The organism is Novacetimonas maltaceti (assembly GCF_002906255.1).
GTDB classification, from domain to species: domain Bacteria; phylum Pseudomonadota; class Alphaproteobacteria; order Acetobacterales; family Acetobacteraceae; genus Novacetimonas; species Novacetimonas maltaceti.
Genome location: NZ_POTC01000059.1, coordinates 1 through 15,785, shown reverse-complemented (window position 1 = coordinate 15,785; position 15,785 = coordinate 1). Strand labels below are relative to the sequence as shown.

Here is a 15,785-nt window from a genome sequence, read left to right as displayed (position 1 = left end):
GTCGGTAGTCGTCGTGCCGGTCGTGGGGGTGACGCCTGCCGCGTGCGCGGCAGGACCTGCGGGCAGCATCGACAGGCAGGTCGTGCCGATCAGCAGGCAGACGGTCACCGACTATACCGATGCGAACGGGGAACATGTCACGGTCAATGCGCGCCTTGACCGTGTGCGTTCGGCCCTGCAGCCCGACACCGGCGCCAGCACCTACCGCTTTTCACGCAAGGATATCGAGACCATTCCCGGCGGCGACAACGCACCGATGAATGCCGTCCTGCTGCAGGCCCCCGGCGTGGCGCAGGACAGCTACGGGCAGATCCATATCCGTGGCGACCATAACGAGGTGCAGTTCCGCCTTGATGGCGTGCAGCTGCCCGAGGGGCTGAGCGTCTTTGGCCAGACGCTGATGACGCGCTTTGCCCATTCCATGTCGATGACGACCGGCGCATTGCCCAGCGAATACGGGTTCCTGCAGGCCGGCGTGATCGACATCACGACCAAGAACGGCAGCACCGACCCGGGAGGCGAGGTTTCGATCTATGGCGGGGCGCGGGACTATTTCTTCCCCTCGCTGCAATATGGCGGCGCGCATGGCAAATGGGATTACTTCGTCACCGCCGATTTCGTGCATGACCGCGTGGGCATCGAAAACACGACGCCGAAATTCAACGCCCTGCATGACCTGACCAACCAGTACCATTTCCTTGGCCATGTGCGCTACACCGCCGATGAAAACACCCGCATCAGCTTCACCGCCGGCGTATCGAACGCATATTACCAGCTTCCGAACAACCCCGGACAGCAAAGGCAGTTCGCAAACCCGGACTTCCTCAACAGTGAGCTGTCACACCAGGTCTATGGCAGCGTCAACAGCGCGGACCTGAATGAACGTCAGAAGGAAATCACCGATTTCGCGATCCTGTCGCTGCAGAAGGAAATCGGGAATTTCAGCCTGCAGTCATCGGTTTTTTCACGCTACAGCTCGCTTGGCTACTCGCCCGATGCGCTTGGCGACCTTGTCTATAACGGCATCGCGCAGCGCGCGCAGCGATCGGTGATGTCCACCGGGTCACAGACCGACGTGACATGGCGCGCGGCCCCCGACCATACGGTGCGCTTCGGCTACCAGGCCTATGTGGAGCGCACGGTGTCGAAGACGGACTCCACCGTCTATCCCCAGACCGGGACGGACAGTGACGGAAACCCGATCTATAGCGGCGCGACCGAGAACATTCACGACGGCAACGGCCGCACCGGGTGGATGTACGGCCTGTATGCGCAGGATGAGTGGCGGCCGGTGCGCAACCTGACGATCAATTACGGCCTGCGCTTTGACGGGGTGGATGAATATACCCATTCCAAGCAGGTCAGCCCGCGCATCAACATCGTCTGGCAGCCCTGGCGTGGCGGCACGTTCCATGCGGGCTATTCACGCTATTTCACCCCGCCGCCGTTCGAGCTGGTGGGTGGCACATCGCTGAACAAGTTCGCCAACACGTCGGCCGCCCCCGGCACCCTGCAGGACAGCACCGTCAAGGCGGAGCGCGACCATTATTTCGATGCGGGCTTTGCGCAGACGCTGCTGCCGGGATGGCATGCGTCGTTCGATGCGTATGTGAAACTGGCGCACAACATGATCGACGAGGGGCAGTTCGGCTCCCCCATCATCCTGTCGGCCTTCAATTACCGGCGCGGGCAGGTGCACGGGTATGAATTCGCCACCGATTACAGCCACGGCCCCTTTTCGGTCTATGGCAATTTCGCGTGGTCGCGCGCGATCGGCAAGGACATCACCAGCGCGCAGTGGAACTTCGACCCCGATGACCTGGCCTATATCCAGCACCGCTGGATCCACCTTGACCATGACCAGCGCTGGACCGCGTCCGCCGGTGGCAGCTACAGCGCATTTTACAAGACGGGACATCCGCTGCGCCTGTCCGCCACCATGGTCTATGGCAGCGGCCTGCGCGCCGATGGCGCCGTCCCCAACGGGGCCAAGGTGCCGCAATACGTGACGTTCAACCTGTCGCTGGTGCAGTCGTTCCAGGACCTGTTCCAGGTCGGGTTCCTCAAGCGCACGCAGCTGCGCCTTGATGTCATCAACCTGTTCGACCGGCGCTATGAACTGCGTGACGGCAGCGGGATCGGGGTGGGCGCACCGCAGTACGGCCTGCGCCGCACCATCCTGACGGGGCTGTCGCAGCGGTTCTGAGGCGTGCACGAAGTGCTGCATTTTTCATGAATGCGGCACTTCCTGAAGCTTTCTGAAAAAATCTTCACCAAAAACTTTTAGAAATTTTCAGAAGTTTTTTGGTTCTTTTTTTCAAAAAAGAACAGGAAGCCGGCACACGGGAACAAGGTGCCGGCTTCCGCCCTTGCGGCTTTACTGCGCGGTATAGCCGCCATCGATCACCAGTTCGCTGCCGGTCATGAATTTCGATTCATCGGATGCAAGGAACAGGATCCCGTACGCGATATCGTCAGGTTCCCCCAGATGGCCCAGCGGGTGCAGGGCGATCAGCTTCTGCCGCGCGGCTTCCTGATCGGGGGTGTCATGGGTCAGTCCCTGCACCATCGGCGTCCATATATAGCCGGGATGGACGGAATTGACCCGGATGTTATAGCCGGATTTCGCGCAATGCAGCGCCGCCGACTTGGTAAACAGCCGCACGCCCCCCTTGGACGCGTTATAGGCCGCAAGCGTCGGGTCCCCCACCAGTCCCTCGATGGAGGAAAGGTTGATGATGGAGCCACGGCGCCTGGGCTTCATCGCCTCCACCGCGTATTTCGTGCCAAGGAACACACCATCGAGGTTGATCGACTGCACCCGCCGCCAATGCTCCAGATCCGTGCTTTCGACAGAACCGCCATAGGCGATGCCCGCATTGTTGACCATGATGTCCAACTGCCCGAAGCGCGCGATGATGGCGGGGATCGCCTTCTTCCAGTCATCTTCGCACGCGACGTTGAGTTCCACGAACATGGCTTCCCCGCCCGCGGCCTCGATCTCCGCCACGGAGGCCTGTCCCTCGGCGGTTTTCAGGTCGCCGATGACGACCTTCGCCCCTTCCTTCGCCAGAAGCTGCGCCGTCGCCTTGCCAATGCCCAGCGCCGCGCCACTGATCAGCGCGACCTTGCCTGATACACGTCCCATCATATCCTCCTGTGGTTTTTCCTGACTTTATACCGCACCGGCAGGGTGGAAACCTTAATCCTGATCAACCTGCGTTGAGGAGCCGGCATCATTCCCGACCGCCCCCGGAAGGGATGACGGGAACGTGTGGGCCGCATGGTGGTTTTTTGCGGGACGGTTGCGCCCCTATATTGACATTGAGAATTATTCTCATATTGTTGGGTCTTCCGTTCGGGGCGGCCCCATGACTGCCCGGAAAACCGGGGGAACACTGATCCATTACCATCAGGTCCATTTTTCATACTTACAATCCTGAACAGGAAATTTCATGAATCCTTTCCCTGCCCCCGCGCGGCATCGCAGGGACAGGGTCCCGGCCCCGGACGTCACCCTTCCTTTCCACTGATGCTGACAAAGGTACAAAGACATGCAGTTTGCAAAAGGCCTTCTGGCCGCGGGCCTTGTGACAGGCATTGCCGCGACGGTTTCACCGGCCCTTGCCCGTGAATACCCGATCGGCGGCCCGGTACAGGCCCATGACATGGAAATCGCCTCCAGCTACCTTGTCGGGGTGGACATGGCCCCGATGCCAGCCGACATGCCGATGGGCAACGACGTGGTCCACCTTGAAACCGATGTCCACGCAACGGCCGACAATGTCTGGGGTTATCCCGACGGCGCATGGATCCCCTACCTCACCATCGACTATACGCTGACAAAGGTGGGGTCCCCCTTCACCGCCAGCGGCACGATGCGCGCGATGACCGCAAAGGACGGGCCGCATTACGCCAACAACGTGAAGATGGACGGACCCGGCAGGTACACCGTCGAACTGCGCTACTCCTCTCCGGAGAAGAACGGCTTTCTGCATCATGTGGACAAGGAAACCGGCACGCCGGGCTTCTGGGAACCGTTCACGGAGAAGTTCACGTTCTCCTATCCCCAGAAATAACGACCTGTTTTTCAGATTTAATGTTCCTGGGTGCCGCCTTTTGGTCGAAAAAGGCGGCATTCTTTTTTGGGGGGAACATTCAGGGCGCTGCCCTGAAACCCGCCAAAGGGCATTGCCCTTTGGAAACCATGACATTTAGAGTTCATCTGGAAATGGCAGGACATACACCATCTTGAAATGACAAAAGTTTTTGGTGACGCTTTTTCCAAAAAGCTTCGAAAGACAACAACCGGCCATTTTCAGGCAGACGTTTAACGCATCAGGGCTCCCTGCCCCATCAGGCTGCGTTCGTCACCCGTGCCGAGCCGGGTTTGCGCGCCACAAGCCGTGTCGCCACGATCATGACCGCCAGCGTCACGACCCACGCGATCAGCTGTATGCCCATCGGCCGGTCCGAATATCCGAACAATGCCTTTGCCGCGCGGCCGACCATGCTGCCATCGGACAGCAGCCATGACGTATCCCACATTTCATACCCGCAGGCCGGGATGATGTCGTCCCCCGCCAGCAGCGCCGCAGCCTGGCTGGCCATGCCGGCGGCAAGGAACGCGATCAGCAGTCCCGTCACCCCGAACAGGCGATGCAGCGGGATGACGATCAGGCCACGATACAGCAGCCACGACACCCCGCCGCCCGCGACAATGCCCAGCAGGCCACCCGCCAGCATCGCCACCGGGCCGGAATGGGTGGACACGGCAATGCCATACAGGAACAGCACGACCTCCACCCCTTCACGCAGGACGGCCACGGCCACGACCACCGCCATTGCCGTCAGCGACCGCTGGCCCGATGCGACCTGCGCGCCCAGCGCCCGCATGTCGCCCGCCATTTCGCGTCCATGGCGTGTCATCCAGATCGTGTGCCAGCCCAGCATCACGACCGCGACACACAGGATGGAGGCGGAAAACACGTCCTGCCCGTTGCCCGAAAGCGCCTGTGACAGGCGGCCAGCAAACAGCGCCACAACCGCCGCCCCCGCGACACCGGCGGCAATGCCCCCGGCGACCCAGCGGCCACGATGCGCGATGCCCTGTGTCGCCGCCAGCACGATCCCGATGATCAGGCCCGCTTCCATGACCTCCCGAAAGACGATCAGCAGACTTCCCAGCATGGCCTTATGGTTCCTGTGTCGCGGTGACGGTCCCGGTCGCCTGATCGGGGTGGTAGTCGTCAAAGAATTTGTAGGTCCCCGGATGCAGCGGCCCGGCATGCACCGTAATCGTCCCGCCCGGTACCACGATCTTTTCGAATTTCAGGTCGTAGCTTTCGAACTCGTCCGTCGTGTCGTCCTGGTTGGTCAGCGAAATCAGGAAACGCTGCCCTGCAGGCACATTGACGTGATCGGGAGTGAAATGATGGTCCTTGACCGTCAGGTGGATGGGGTCCTGCGCCATGGCCGGCATGGCCAGCAAAAGGCCCGCAAGCCCGGCGCACCGCAGGATGATGGCATGGCGCATATGTCTGTGGCTCCGCTGTTGGCGCGATATTATGCGACTTATTCTCACTGTCAATATGATGTGCTACAGACGCGCAAGGCAAGTGAGGTTCCAATGATTTCCCATCCCCTGGCGTTCATGCGGCTGCCCTACGACCTGCTGGTCGCGATGGACAGCCGCATGTTCCATTTCTGGATGCAGCCTGTGCATTACCTGGTGCGCATGGTGCATATCATCGCCATGTCTGTCTTTTTCGGCATGGATGTCCTGTTTGACCTGTCCCTGATGCGCCGCGATTACCAGGCCGAACGCGCCGTTGTCGCGCGCCTTGCATTCTGGTGGGCGCACTGGCTGTTCGCGGTGACGATGGTTTCCGGGGTGCTGCTGTTCTTTTATGACCCGGTGCATATCGGCAGCAGGGGATACCTGTCGCCCAAGCTGCTGCTGATGACGCTGGCGCTGGTCAACGCGGGCGTGTGCCATGGCGCGCTGTATATCCCCGCCATCCGGGGCCAGCCCATAAGCCTGGTGCGCGCGCGCATCGGCGCGGGCGTGTCGCTGGTGCTGTGGACGGGTGTCATCATAATGTCGTGCCTGAACAGCGAGGGCGTGCCCAAGGTCTTCTTGCGATAGGGCGGGAACATCCGGGCCAGCCAGCGATTCCGACGGGTCTTCATGCACCCGCCGGGAATATTTCACGAAAGCACGAATTTCACGCAAATGGCCTGCGGGCACTTGCCACATCCGGAAATGAGATGTAAATGCGAATCACTATCAATTACAGCCCCCCTGGAATTACCCGGAGAATCAGGACGTGCATACGATGTCCCGGCCCATCCCGCCGCAACACCCCGCCCATTGCCATGCGGACTGCGATCTCCTGCACCCGCGCATCGCGCACACGCACCGGCGCCTGGCAACGGTTTTCCTGACCGGTACAATCATTGGCCTGTCATTTTCAGCCCCCGGCAACACCGCGCATGCGCAGGACATACCGCCGACAGAAATCCAGAAGGAACGCAGGGAACTGGGAAATTCCGGCCCGGCCGTCAATGAGACCGACATCGCAACGGTGGAACAGTCACAGGCCCCGCCACCGCCAAGCGACGGCGACAGGCTTGATACCAGCGGCAACCTGCTGGGTGACATGGGGGGATTACGGCCATGGCTGTACAAGCATGGCGTGACCTTCAACCTTCAGGATGTGGAGGAATTGTGGGGCAACACCACCGGCGGCGCGCCCAGTGCGAATGACGTTGGCAGCGGGTCGGGCACCGGCCCCGCCTATGACGCGGTAACGGCGCCCACGCTGACGGTGGACCTTGAAAAACTGTTCGGCCTGAAGGGCGGCCTGTTCAATGTCAGCGCATTGCAGACGCGCGGGCGCTCCATTTCGCAGGATCACCTGTACAACTACAACCCCGTCAGCGGGTTCGAGGCCGACCGCTCCACCCGCCTGTTCGAACTGTGGTACCAGCAGTCCTTCCTGAACGGGAAGCTCGATGTAAAAATCGGACAGCAGGACCTCGATACCGAATTCCTCATCAGTGATTACGGCTTGCTTTACCTGAACTCCAATTTCGGCTGGCCGATGGCGCCTTCGGTCAACCTGTATGGTGGCGGGCCGTCATGGCCGCTGTCCTCGCCCGCCGTGCGCATCCGCTATCGCCCGACCGAGACGTTCACCTTCATGTTCGCCGCCGCCGACGACAACCCGCCGGGCAACCGCTACAACTCCTTCGGCATCCAGGATGGCGGCAACGCGGCCGACCCGACCAACCAGGTCACCAATGACGGCAGTGGCACGCGCTTCAACATGGGCACCGGCGCGCTGCTGATCACCGAACTGCAATATGCGCTCAACCCGCAGCCCGATGACATGTCGAAGGCGACGAAAAACCCCGGCCTGCCGGGCATCTACAAGCTGGGCGGTTTCTATGACACGGCGAAATTCCCCGACTACCGCTATAACCGGCAGGGCGGGTCGCTTGGCGCGCAGGGCGGCTATCCGCGCTGGGACCGGGGGAACTGGATGGTCTATGGCATCATCGACCAGATGCTGTGGCGGCCATCGCTGACCTCGCCGCAGTCGGTGGGGATCTTCGTGCGCGCCACCGGCAACAGCGGGGACCGCAACCTCATCAGCTTTGCCGCGGATGCGGGCATCAACCTCAAGGCCCCGTTCAAGGGACGCGACAACGACACCGTGGGCGTGGGCTGGGGCATTGGCCGGTCAAGTTCGGGGTGGCGGCAGTATAACCGCGATGCCGGGTCCATGGTGCCGGGCAATGAAAACCACCTTGAGGTCACATACCAGGCGCAGGTCACGCCATGGCTGGTACTGCAGCCCGATTTCCAGTATGTCTGGCACCCGCAGGGTGGCACGCCCGACCCGCGTTACGCCAGCGGCCTGAAGCGCGTGGGTAACGAGACCATCTTTGGCATCCACACCAACGTCAATTTCTGATCCCACCCGCCCGATGCCGTGTCATGGCGGACATTTTTGAAGATACCGCCTGAACATAATAAATGTTTCCGGATGTCGCCCCGGCCGCCATGCAGGTGGCGTCTTTCGAAGCGTTTTGGGAAAAAGCCTCACCAGAAACCTTTGTCATCATGCGCGCCCTGAAAACGCGACGGCGTCCTGCCGGCTATTTTTTGCCCCCTGTGTCGCAAAAGCAACACCCCGCCCCACAGGGCACGTCATCCATGCCCTGCCCCTGCGCGCGCGGCAGGGCGCGGGGATAACGGAATTTTCATTTCCCTTCTGGGCATAATGTCATTTTACAGAATCCGCCCATCGCTGCTGCCGTTGCCGCGCGGTCATGCGCACGCCTGCGCGCCCTGCATCCGGGCACATCATGCCCCCATGCGGGATGCAGGACATACAATATAAATCTCATGCCCCACATCCGTTCCCAGATATCCAAACGGATATTTCGGGATTATTTTGTTTGTTTCATCAAACAATAACCCGAACGTTTCTGCATGTATGCCTGTTTTCCCACATGATTTCATATCATTTTTTACAAATTAACATTCCATACAAACTTCATTACGGCAAATACATGTTGTCATAATACTGTAACTTCACCGTCACCAAACTATAACAAGACAGTCTGGAACCCAAAACATAGGTTCGCCGCGTAATCACCCACCCGGAACAACCGGGGCACCCGGCCTGAGGGATCACGCTGCATGAAAACGACCAGACTGCTTTTGCTGACGACCTGCATGAGCGCCGTGCTGATGCATACTGCCAGGGCCGCAGACACGGTGCACAGGACCACCCCGGCCACCCCGGCCACCCCGGCCACCCCGGCGCAGGGGAAGACCACCACGACCAGGACCGCAAAGGCAGACACCGCCGCATCCGTGCGCGCCACGCAGGCGGAATCGATCATCGTGCTGGGCGCGGGCGCCGCGCGCGAAACGCAGACGCTGTCGCACACGGCGCTGCAGCAGACCACGCCGGGGACCAGCCCGCTCAAGGCGCTGTCGAAACTGCCCGGCGTGATGTTCACCTCCTCCGACCCGCTGGGGTCATATGAATGGTCACAGCAGATCATCATCCGTGGCTTTGACCAGAGCCGCCTTGGCTTCACCATGGATGGCATCCCGCTGGGCAACCTTGCCTATGGCAACGATAACGGGCTGTCGATCGGGCGCGCGCTGCAGACGGAAAACAACGGCGCCGCCACGCTGGCGCAGGGCGCGGGCGCAGTTGGCGTCGCGGCCTCGAACGACCTTGGCGGCGCGCTGGAGTTCACCTCCATCGACCCGACCGCGAAATTCGGCGCCGATGTCGCGGGCACGGTGGGGTCATACGGGACATGGCGCACCTTTGCGCGCGTCAATACCGGCACGATGAAGGGGGGCGGCCGGCTTTATGTGTCCTATGACTACCAGGACGCGAACAAGTGGAAGGGCGACGGCATCCAGCAGCAGCAGCAGGCCAACGCCAAGTATATCCAGCCGCTGGGCAAGCATGTCAAACTGACGCTGTTTGGCGATTACAGCCAGCGCGCCGAAAACGACTACCAGGACCTCTCGCAGCAGATGATCGCGACCAAGGGGTACAATGTCGACAACATCACCGGCAACTACCCGCTGGCACAGCAGATCGGCCGCGCGTACCAGAACGGCACGGCCATGCCCGCCGGGATCGCGAACCAGGACCAGTCCTATTACAACTCCGCAGGCCTGCGTCAGGACATCCTTGGCTATGGCAAGATCGACTTCAACATCACCGACCGGCTGAAGGGGTTTGTCACCGTCTATGGCCACACCAACACGGGCGAAGGCGTGTGGGTCACCCCCTATACCCCGACGCCGGAGGCACTTGGCGGGGGCGCGCTGTCGACGCGCACGACGGAATATGACATCCACCGCGAAGGCGTGCTGTCGAGCCTGTCGTACAATATCGGCCACCACACGATCGAGGGCGGGTTCTGGTTCGAAAACAACAATTTCGAACAGGCGCGGCGCTTCTATCCCCTCAGCGCGGCAAAATATACCGGCAGTTCCGTCCACTGGTTCCGCAACGACGCCTTCGATACGCAGTGGCAGGGCAATTACAATACCAAGACCTACCAGTTCCATATCCAGGACACCTGGCAGATCACCCCGAAGCTGAAGCTCAATTACGGGTTCAAGTCGCTGGTGGTGGACAATATCGGCCAGTCGCTGCCGGGCAATTACATGGGCACGCCCACGACCAACGCATATGCGTCCGGGTCGATCACCTCGGCCAACGGGTTCCTGCCGCAGATCGGGGCGAACTACCGCTTCAACCGCAATCATGAGGTCTTTGCCGACTTCTCGCGCAATATGGCGGCGTTCGACAACTCCGCCACCGGGGCGACCAGTCCGTTCGCGACGACGGTCGCGGGCTATGCCGCGATCAAGAACAAGATCCACCCGGAAATGTCCTACAGCGAGGAAATCGGCTACCGCTTCCACAACAAGCGCATCCAGGCCTCCATCACCGGATATTACGTGGAGTTCGAGGACCGCCTGCTGTCGATCACGCAGGGCGTGGGCATCCAGGGCAATCCCTCGGTCCTGACCAATGTGGGCGGGGTGACGGCCCGCGGCATCGACACGGCGTTCAACTACCGCTTTGCCGACAACTGGTCGCTGTATGCGTCGTATTCGTACAATGACTCCGTCTATGACGACAACCTGACCTCGGGTGGCGTGACATACAGCACCAAGGGCAAGAGCGTGGTCGCCATGCCGCGCAACCTTGCCAACGTGCAGGTCAGCTACGATGACGGCACGATCTGGGGCAATTTCCAGATGCAGTACCAGGGCCGCCGCACCTACACCTATACCAATGACCAGTGGGTGAAGCCCAACGACATCTTCAACCTCAACCTCGGCTACCGTTTCCACAGCCGCAACTGGGCGCTGCGCGGGGTGGATGCGCAGATCAACGTGACCAACCTGTTCGACAAGCGCTACGTCGCGACCGTCGGCAGCAACGGGTTCGAGGTTTCCGACCCCAAGGGCACGTTCCAGACGCTGCAGGCCGGTGCGCCGCGCATGGTCTTCTTCACCCTGCGCAAGCATTTCTGAGGACATGTTGCCAGGGCGGACAAAATCGTCAAAAGTTTCTGGCGAAGCGTTTTCCCAAAAGGCCCCCACAGGTGCCGCCCCCTGCGAAAGGGAAGGCGGCACCCCGGACCCCCTTTTATTTACAACCGGTCATTTCAAGTCCCTTCCACGACGGATGAGCATGCAATGTCGAACACCACCGGACGCCGCACCTTCCTGAAACTTGGCGCGGCGGTGGCCGCAGGGACGATGCTTCCCGAAAACCTGCGCCGGGCGCTGGCCATCGCGCCCAACCGGGTGACAGGCACGATCCGCGATGTCGAACATGTGGTCATCCTGATGCAGGAAAACCGCTCGTTCGATCATTATTTCGGGTGCCTGCAGGGGGTTCGCGGCTATGGCGACCCGCGCGCGGAAACCCTGCCCGACGGGCACAGCGTCTTTTCACAGCCGGATGGCAAGGGCGGGCGCGTCATGCCGTTCCTGCTGGATACGGTGCATACGTCATCGGCCTGCATCGCCAGCCTCGACCATAGCTGGAAGGGCACGCAGGCGGAATGGAACGACTGGAACACGTGGGTTGCGCACAAGACGCCCATGACCATGGGCCACTTCACCCGCGCGCAGATCCCGTACTATTACGCGCTGGCCGATGCCTTCACCATCTGCGACGCGTATCACGCCTCCATCTTCGGGCCGACCAACCCCAACCGCCTGTTCCTGTTTTCGGGCACCAGCGGCCTTGCCGCCGGGAACGCGGGCCGGCAGGTCATCGACAACTGCGACGATGGCAACTGGTCTGCCGACATGGCGCACGACCATGCGGATTTCGAGCCGTTCCGCTGGGCCACCTACCCCGAGAAGCTGCAGGCGGCGGGGGTGTCGTGGCGGGTGTACCAGGAATACGACAATTTCGGCGACAACCCGCTGGCATCCTTCGCGCAGTTCCGCAACCTCGATACGAAATCCTGGGCCTATCGCCGCGCGCGCGCGATCGTGCCGGGGTCAAACGCGCAGAACATGCATGATTCCGAGGGACGCTACCTGATATCCGCGTTCGAGCATGACGTGGCGCACGGCACCCTGCCACAGGTGTCATGGATCGTGCCGGCGGCCGCGCTGTCGGAACATCCCAACGCGCCGCCGGGATATGGCGAACACCTGATCTCGCAACTGATGGACATGTTCGTGCGCCATCCCGACGTGTGGGCAAAGACGGTCTTCATCCTCAATTACGATGAAAATGACGGCTTCTTCGACCATGTGCCCCCGCCGCTGCCCGCACTGGACGCGACACAGGGCGGCGGGCGCGTGCCGGTGGAAGGCGAATCCTACAACGGCATCCCCGTGGGGCTTGGCCCGCGCGTGCCCGCGATCGTCGTCTCCCCATGGACCAAGGGGGGATGGGTCAATTCGCAGGTATTCGACCATACCTCCGTCCTGCGCTTCCTTGAGGCCCGGTTTGGCGTGAAGGCCCCGTACATCACCCCATGGCGGCGCACGGTATGCGGGGACATGACCTCCATCTTCGACTTTGCGCAGGCCGACCACCGGTGGGAGGCCGACCTGCCGCGCACCGACACCTACCTTGCCCAGACGCGGCAGTCCTGCACGCTGCCCCTGCCGGTCGTCCCCACGCAACAGAGCCTGCCGCAGCAGGAGCGCGGACAGCGCCCGGCCCGCGCCCTGCCCTATGCGCTGCATGCCGACCTGTTGCCAACGGGCGCGCTGCACCTGGCGAACACGGGGACGCAGGGGGCGGTGCTGCGCATCCGCACAGGCGGCGTCGCGCGGCATTACACGCTGGCGGCGGGGGAGGAAATGGACGTGCCGACCCATGCCCCCGATGCCCCGGACAGGGCGCTGGACGTCACGGTACACGGGCCTAACGGGTTCTTCCGCCGCTTTGTCGGGCACGGCCTGCCGGGGGTCGCGTTGCGGTACGACCCGGACCATGACGCGGTGGTGCTGGCGCTGCACAATCCCGGCCATGCGCCGCGCAGGGTGCGCGTCACCGATGCCTATGCCCGGACCACGCGCGACATCACCGTGCCGCCCGGCGGGGACAGCGAAACCCCGTGGCCCGTCGCCGCCGCCGACCACTGGTATGACCTGACCCTCCACCTGCCCCATCACGGCCATGACACCGTCACCCTGGCGGGACACATGGAAAATGGCAGGCCCAGCCGCACAGACCCGCAGATGGGACAGGCACAGGCATGACGGCCCTCCTTACCCGGCGCACGGCGCTTGCATCCGGCCTTGCGGCGTGCATGGCCCCCGCGCTGCCATCCTCCGCACGCGCGGGCACACCGGTGCTCGCCCCGCTGAAATGGGCGCCGCGCACCCGCCGGGTGATCGAGGGGCTGATTGCCACCCACGCCAGCACGGACCCCGACCCCGCGCGCCGTCCCTATGCCGTGTTCGACTGGGACAATACCTGCATCGCCGGCGATTGCGAGGAAACGCTGCTGCATTATACCGCCAGCCATTTCCTGTTTGCACTGTCGCCGCATGATTTCGCCCGCGCGACGGCGCTTGACGTGCCCGCGCGTACGTTCGGTGGCGAATTCCGCACCGTGGAGGGACACCGCGTGCGCTTTGCCGACCTGCATGCCGACCTGTGCGCGGATTACGCCCTGCTGGCCGCGCGGCCCGGTGCGCCGGCGGCGGATGACCCGGCGCTGCTCAGCCTGCGTTCAAAGCTGGTCTTCGCCTATGACGCCATCACGGCGACATGCGACGGGGACGTGTCGTGCCGGTGGATCATCCGGCTGCTGGCGGGACATGACGCGGCGGGCCTGGCGGCGCTGGCGCGCGCATCCAATACATGGCACCTCGGCCAGGGGATCGGGCGCGAGACATGGGCCACGCCCGCGACACGGCCCGGCCGCGCGGGGATTGTCGCGCGCCCCGTCCTGACCGGCCTGCGCCTGACGCCGGAAATCGCGGACCTGCAATCCGCGCTGCGTGCGGCGGGGATCGAGGTGTATGTCTGCTCCGCCTCGCTGGAGGAGGTGGTGGCGGTATTCGCGACCGACCCCGATTATGGCTATGGCCTGCCACGCGCCAATGTGCTGGGCGTGCGCATGCAGTGGCCCGGCGGACGGCTGGGCCTGAATGCCGCGCCGCACTGGCCCGTGACCTATCGCGAGGGAAAGGTCCGCGCCATCCGCAACACGCAGCTGCGCCGCCACGGGCATGGGCCGCTGCTGGTCTGTGGTGACAGCAGCGGGGACTTCGCCATGCTCGGCGGGTTTGCCGACACGAAACTGGGCCTGATCGTCAACCGGCTGCTGCCCGGCCCGATCGGGACGCTGTCGGCGCAGGCGATCGCACAGATGTCCGCCCCCGATCCCCGCTTCGTCCTGCAAGGGCGTGACGACAATACCGGCGAATGGCGCCCCTCCGAACAGAGCATCCCGCTGGGCCACAGCCTGCCGCAGCTTTCAGGCCCCGTGCCCGCCTGAAACGCCACCCGCGGGCCGCCACGCCGCACCAGCCCGCACACCGGCCCGCGCACCGGGGGGTGTGGATTGAGATGATGCACATCACTCAATCCTGATATGCGCGAACTACAACGATATTGATCTGACGACGTTGTCGCCCAATATTTCCACACGAAATATTGTGCATCATCGTCGCATGTCGTATCTAGCGGCCACTTTTTCCAAGACATCCGGCAGGCCCAACAGGAAAGAACAAGGAAAGGCGCAAGCATGAGCCAGAGTGAATGGAAGGTCCCCTTTGTCGGAAAAACCCTGTTCCAGATCGGAAAGGACCTCCGGCCAAAGATCGACCGGATCATCATGCGGCACTCTGTCCTGCCGGACCAGGCACTCTTTGAAAAGGACTACTTCCCGTGGATCGACGTGCTTGAGCGCAACTGGCAGCATATCCGCGACGAGGCGGTACGCATCCGGGCGGAGGACATCCCCTCGCTCGGGGAGATCTCGCCCGACCATGGCCGCATCGCCGCCGACCGGCGGTGGAAGTCGTTCTTCCTCGAAGGCTATGGCTACCGCCGTCAGGAAAACTGCGCCCGCGCACCGTTCACCGCTTCGCTTCTGGACCGTATCCCCAACCTTGTGACCGCATGCTTTTCCGTGCTGGAGGCCGGCTGCCACATCCCGCGCCATTACGGCATGACCAAGGGGATGCTGACCTATCACCTTGCGCTGCGCATCCCGAAGGACCGGGAGAAGTGCCATATCAACATCGAGGGGCCGGACGGGCTGCATGTCCTGTCGTGGGAGGACGGGAAGTCGATCATGTTCGACGACATGTACAACCACGAGGTCTGGAACGACACGGACGAGGACCGCTATATCCTGCTGATCCAGGTGCAGCGTCCCTGCCGGGGCGTTGCGCGCTTCATCCAGAACTTCTTCCTGTTCTGCGTCCGCCATTCGCGCTTCGTGCAGGATATCAAGCGCCAGCTTGACCGCAAGAGCGGCCCGCCACTTGCCGCATAGGCAACCAACGGGCCATCCGAACCTTATGAATAAAGGTTTTTGGGTGCCGCCTTTTTTCAAAAAGGCGGCGTTCTTTGAAGCTTTTTGAAAAAAGCTTCACCAAAAACTTCTTTAGCAGCCTGTCGGGTTGGGGTACCCTGTGAAGAGGTGAAGTTGTAAGGTGGTGAGATGAGCAGCTTCATCCCGTTTGACCGGTCTCAGCCGTATCTTCTGCCGCCTGATCTGAAGTCGTGGCT

At 62.2% G+C, this 15,785-nt stretch carries 11 protein-coding genes; 8 read left to right on the top strand and 3 right to left on the bottom strand.

Annotation, left to right across the window (positions count from 1 at the left end; all coding sequences use genetic code 11):
• The first annotated feature begins 82 nt into the window (after positions 1-82).
• Positions 83-2,206 carry a TonB-dependent receptor gene (locus KMAL_RS14275; RefSeq protein WP_408887931.1) on the top strand — a complete coding sequence of 708 codons (2,124 nt, stop codon included), beginning with the start codon at positions 83-85 and terminating at the stop codon, positions 2,204-2,206.
• A 171-nt stretch (positions 2,207-2,377) separates the two neighbouring features.
• Here the strand turns inward: KMAL_RS14275 and KMAL_RS14270 are convergent, their stop codons facing one another.
• The gene (locus KMAL_RS14270; RefSeq protein ID WP_110096277.1) at positions 2,378-3,148 is read right to left on the bottom strand and encodes an SDR family oxidoreductase; all 771 of its coding nucleotides are present in this window, start codon (positions 3,146-3,148) and stop codon (positions 2,378-2,380) included.
• A 406-nt stretch (positions 3,149-3,554) separates the two neighbouring features.
• On the opposite strand from KMAL_RS14270, the gene KMAL_RS14265 reads away from it, so the two are divergent.
• On the top strand, positions 3,555-4,079 hold the full coding sequence (locus tag KMAL_RS14265) for an iron transporter (RefSeq protein WP_110096275.1): 525 nt from the start codon (positions 3,555-3,557) through the stop codon (positions 4,077-4,079).
• Between the two features lie 277 nt (positions 4,080-4,356).
• On the opposite strand, the gene KMAL_RS14260 is transcribed toward KMAL_RS14265, so the two are convergent.
• Entirely contained in the window at positions 4,357-5,190 is an 834-nt protein-coding gene (locus KMAL_RS14260; RefSeq protein ID WP_110096274.1) for an FTR1 family iron permease, read from the bottom strand.
• 4 nt (positions 5,191-5,194) lie between these two features.
• Complete coding sequence (locus KMAL_RS14255; protein WP_110096276.1) at positions 5,195-5,482, bottom strand: cupredoxin domain-containing protein; 288 nt, start codon at positions 5,480-5,482, stop codon at positions 5,195-5,197.
• 147 nt (positions 5,483-5,629) lie between these two features.
• On the opposite strand from KMAL_RS14255, the gene KMAL_RS14250 reads away from it, so the two are divergent.
• The 6 genes from KMAL_RS14250 to KMAL_RS14225 all read left to right on the top strand — a co-directional run bounded on the left by KMAL_RS14250 (position 5,630) and on the right by KMAL_RS14225 (position 15,549).
• Complete coding sequence (locus tag KMAL_RS14250) at positions 5,630-6,148, top strand: hypothetical protein (RefSeq protein WP_110096273.1); 519 nt, start codon at positions 5,630-5,632, stop codon at positions 6,146-6,148.
• A 190-nt stretch (positions 6,149-6,338) separates the two neighbouring features.
• The gene (locus KMAL_RS14245; protein ID WP_110096272.1) at positions 6,339-7,982 is read left to right on the top strand and encodes a carbohydrate porin; all 1,644 of its coding nucleotides are present in this window, start codon (positions 6,339-6,341) and stop codon (positions 7,980-7,982) included.
• 731 nt (positions 7,983-8,713) lie between these two features.
• Entirely contained in the window at positions 8,714-11,095 is a 2,382-nt protein-coding gene (locus KMAL_RS14240; RefSeq protein WP_110096271.1) for a TonB-dependent receptor, read from the top strand.
• A gap of 165 nt (positions 11,096-11,260) precedes the next feature.
• Positions 11,261-13,297, top strand: coding sequence for a phosphocholine-specific phospholipase C (locus KMAL_RS14235; protein WP_110096270.1), 2,037 nt, complete (start codon positions 11,261-11,263; stop codon positions 13,295-13,297).
• A complete protein-coding gene (locus tag KMAL_RS14230; protein ID WP_110096269.1) occupies positions 13,294-14,544 on the top strand; it encodes a haloacid dehalogenase-like hydrolase in 1,251 nt (416 codons plus the stop codon). The genes KMAL_RS14235 and KMAL_RS14230 overlap by 4 nt, the downstream gene beginning before the upstream one ends.
• A gap of 249 nt (positions 14,545-14,793) precedes the next feature.
• Positions 14,794-15,549, top strand: coding sequence for an aspartyl/asparaginyl beta-hydroxylase domain-containing protein (locus tag KMAL_RS14225; protein WP_110096268.1), 756 nt, complete (start codon positions 14,794-14,796; stop codon positions 15,547-15,549).
• The last annotated feature ends 236 nt before the right edge of the window (positions 15,550-15,785 follow it).

What these genes read in the sequence shown, in the direction of transcription:
- KMAL_RS14270 (WP_110096277.1), bottom strand. Translation starts at nt 3,148, where the DNA reads ATGGGACGTGTATCAGGCAAGGTCGCGCTGATCAGTGGCGCGGCGCTG.
- KMAL_RS14245 (WP_110096272.1), top strand. Translation starts at nt 6,339, where the DNA reads ATGTCCCGGCCCATCCCGCCGCAACACCCCGCCCATTGCCATGCGGAC.
- KMAL_RS14255 (WP_110096276.1), bottom strand. Translation starts at nt 5,482, where the DNA reads ATGCCGGCCATGGCGCAGGACCCCATCCACCTGACGGTCAAGGACCAT.
- KMAL_RS14235 (WP_110096270.1), top strand. Translation starts at nt 11,261, where the DNA reads ATGTCGAACACCACCGGACGCCGCACCTTCCTGAAACTTGGCGCGGCG.
- KMAL_RS14225 (WP_110096268.1), top strand. Translation starts at nt 14,794, where the DNA reads ATGAGCCAGAGTGAATGGAAGGTCCCCTTTGTCGGAAAAACCCTGTTC.
- KMAL_RS14250 (WP_110096273.1), top strand. Translation starts at nt 5,630, where the DNA reads ATGATTTCCCATCCCCTGGCGTTCATGCGGCTGCCCTACGACCTGCTG.
- KMAL_RS14240 (WP_110096271.1), top strand. Translation starts at nt 8,714, where the DNA reads ATGAAAACGACCAGACTGCTTTTGCTGACGACCTGCATGAGCGCCGTG.
- KMAL_RS14260 (WP_110096274.1), bottom strand. Translation starts at nt 5,190, where the DNA reads ATGCTGGGAAGTCTGCTGATCGTCTTTCGGGAGGTCATGGAAGCGGGC.
- KMAL_RS14265 (WP_110096275.1), top strand. Translation starts at nt 3,555, where the DNA reads ATGCAGTTTGCAAAAGGCCTTCTGGCCGCGGGCCTTGTGACAGGCATT.
- KMAL_RS14230 (WP_110096269.1), top strand. Translation starts at nt 13,294, where the DNA reads ATGACGGCCCTCCTTACCCGGCGCACGGCGCTTGCATCCGGCCTTGCG.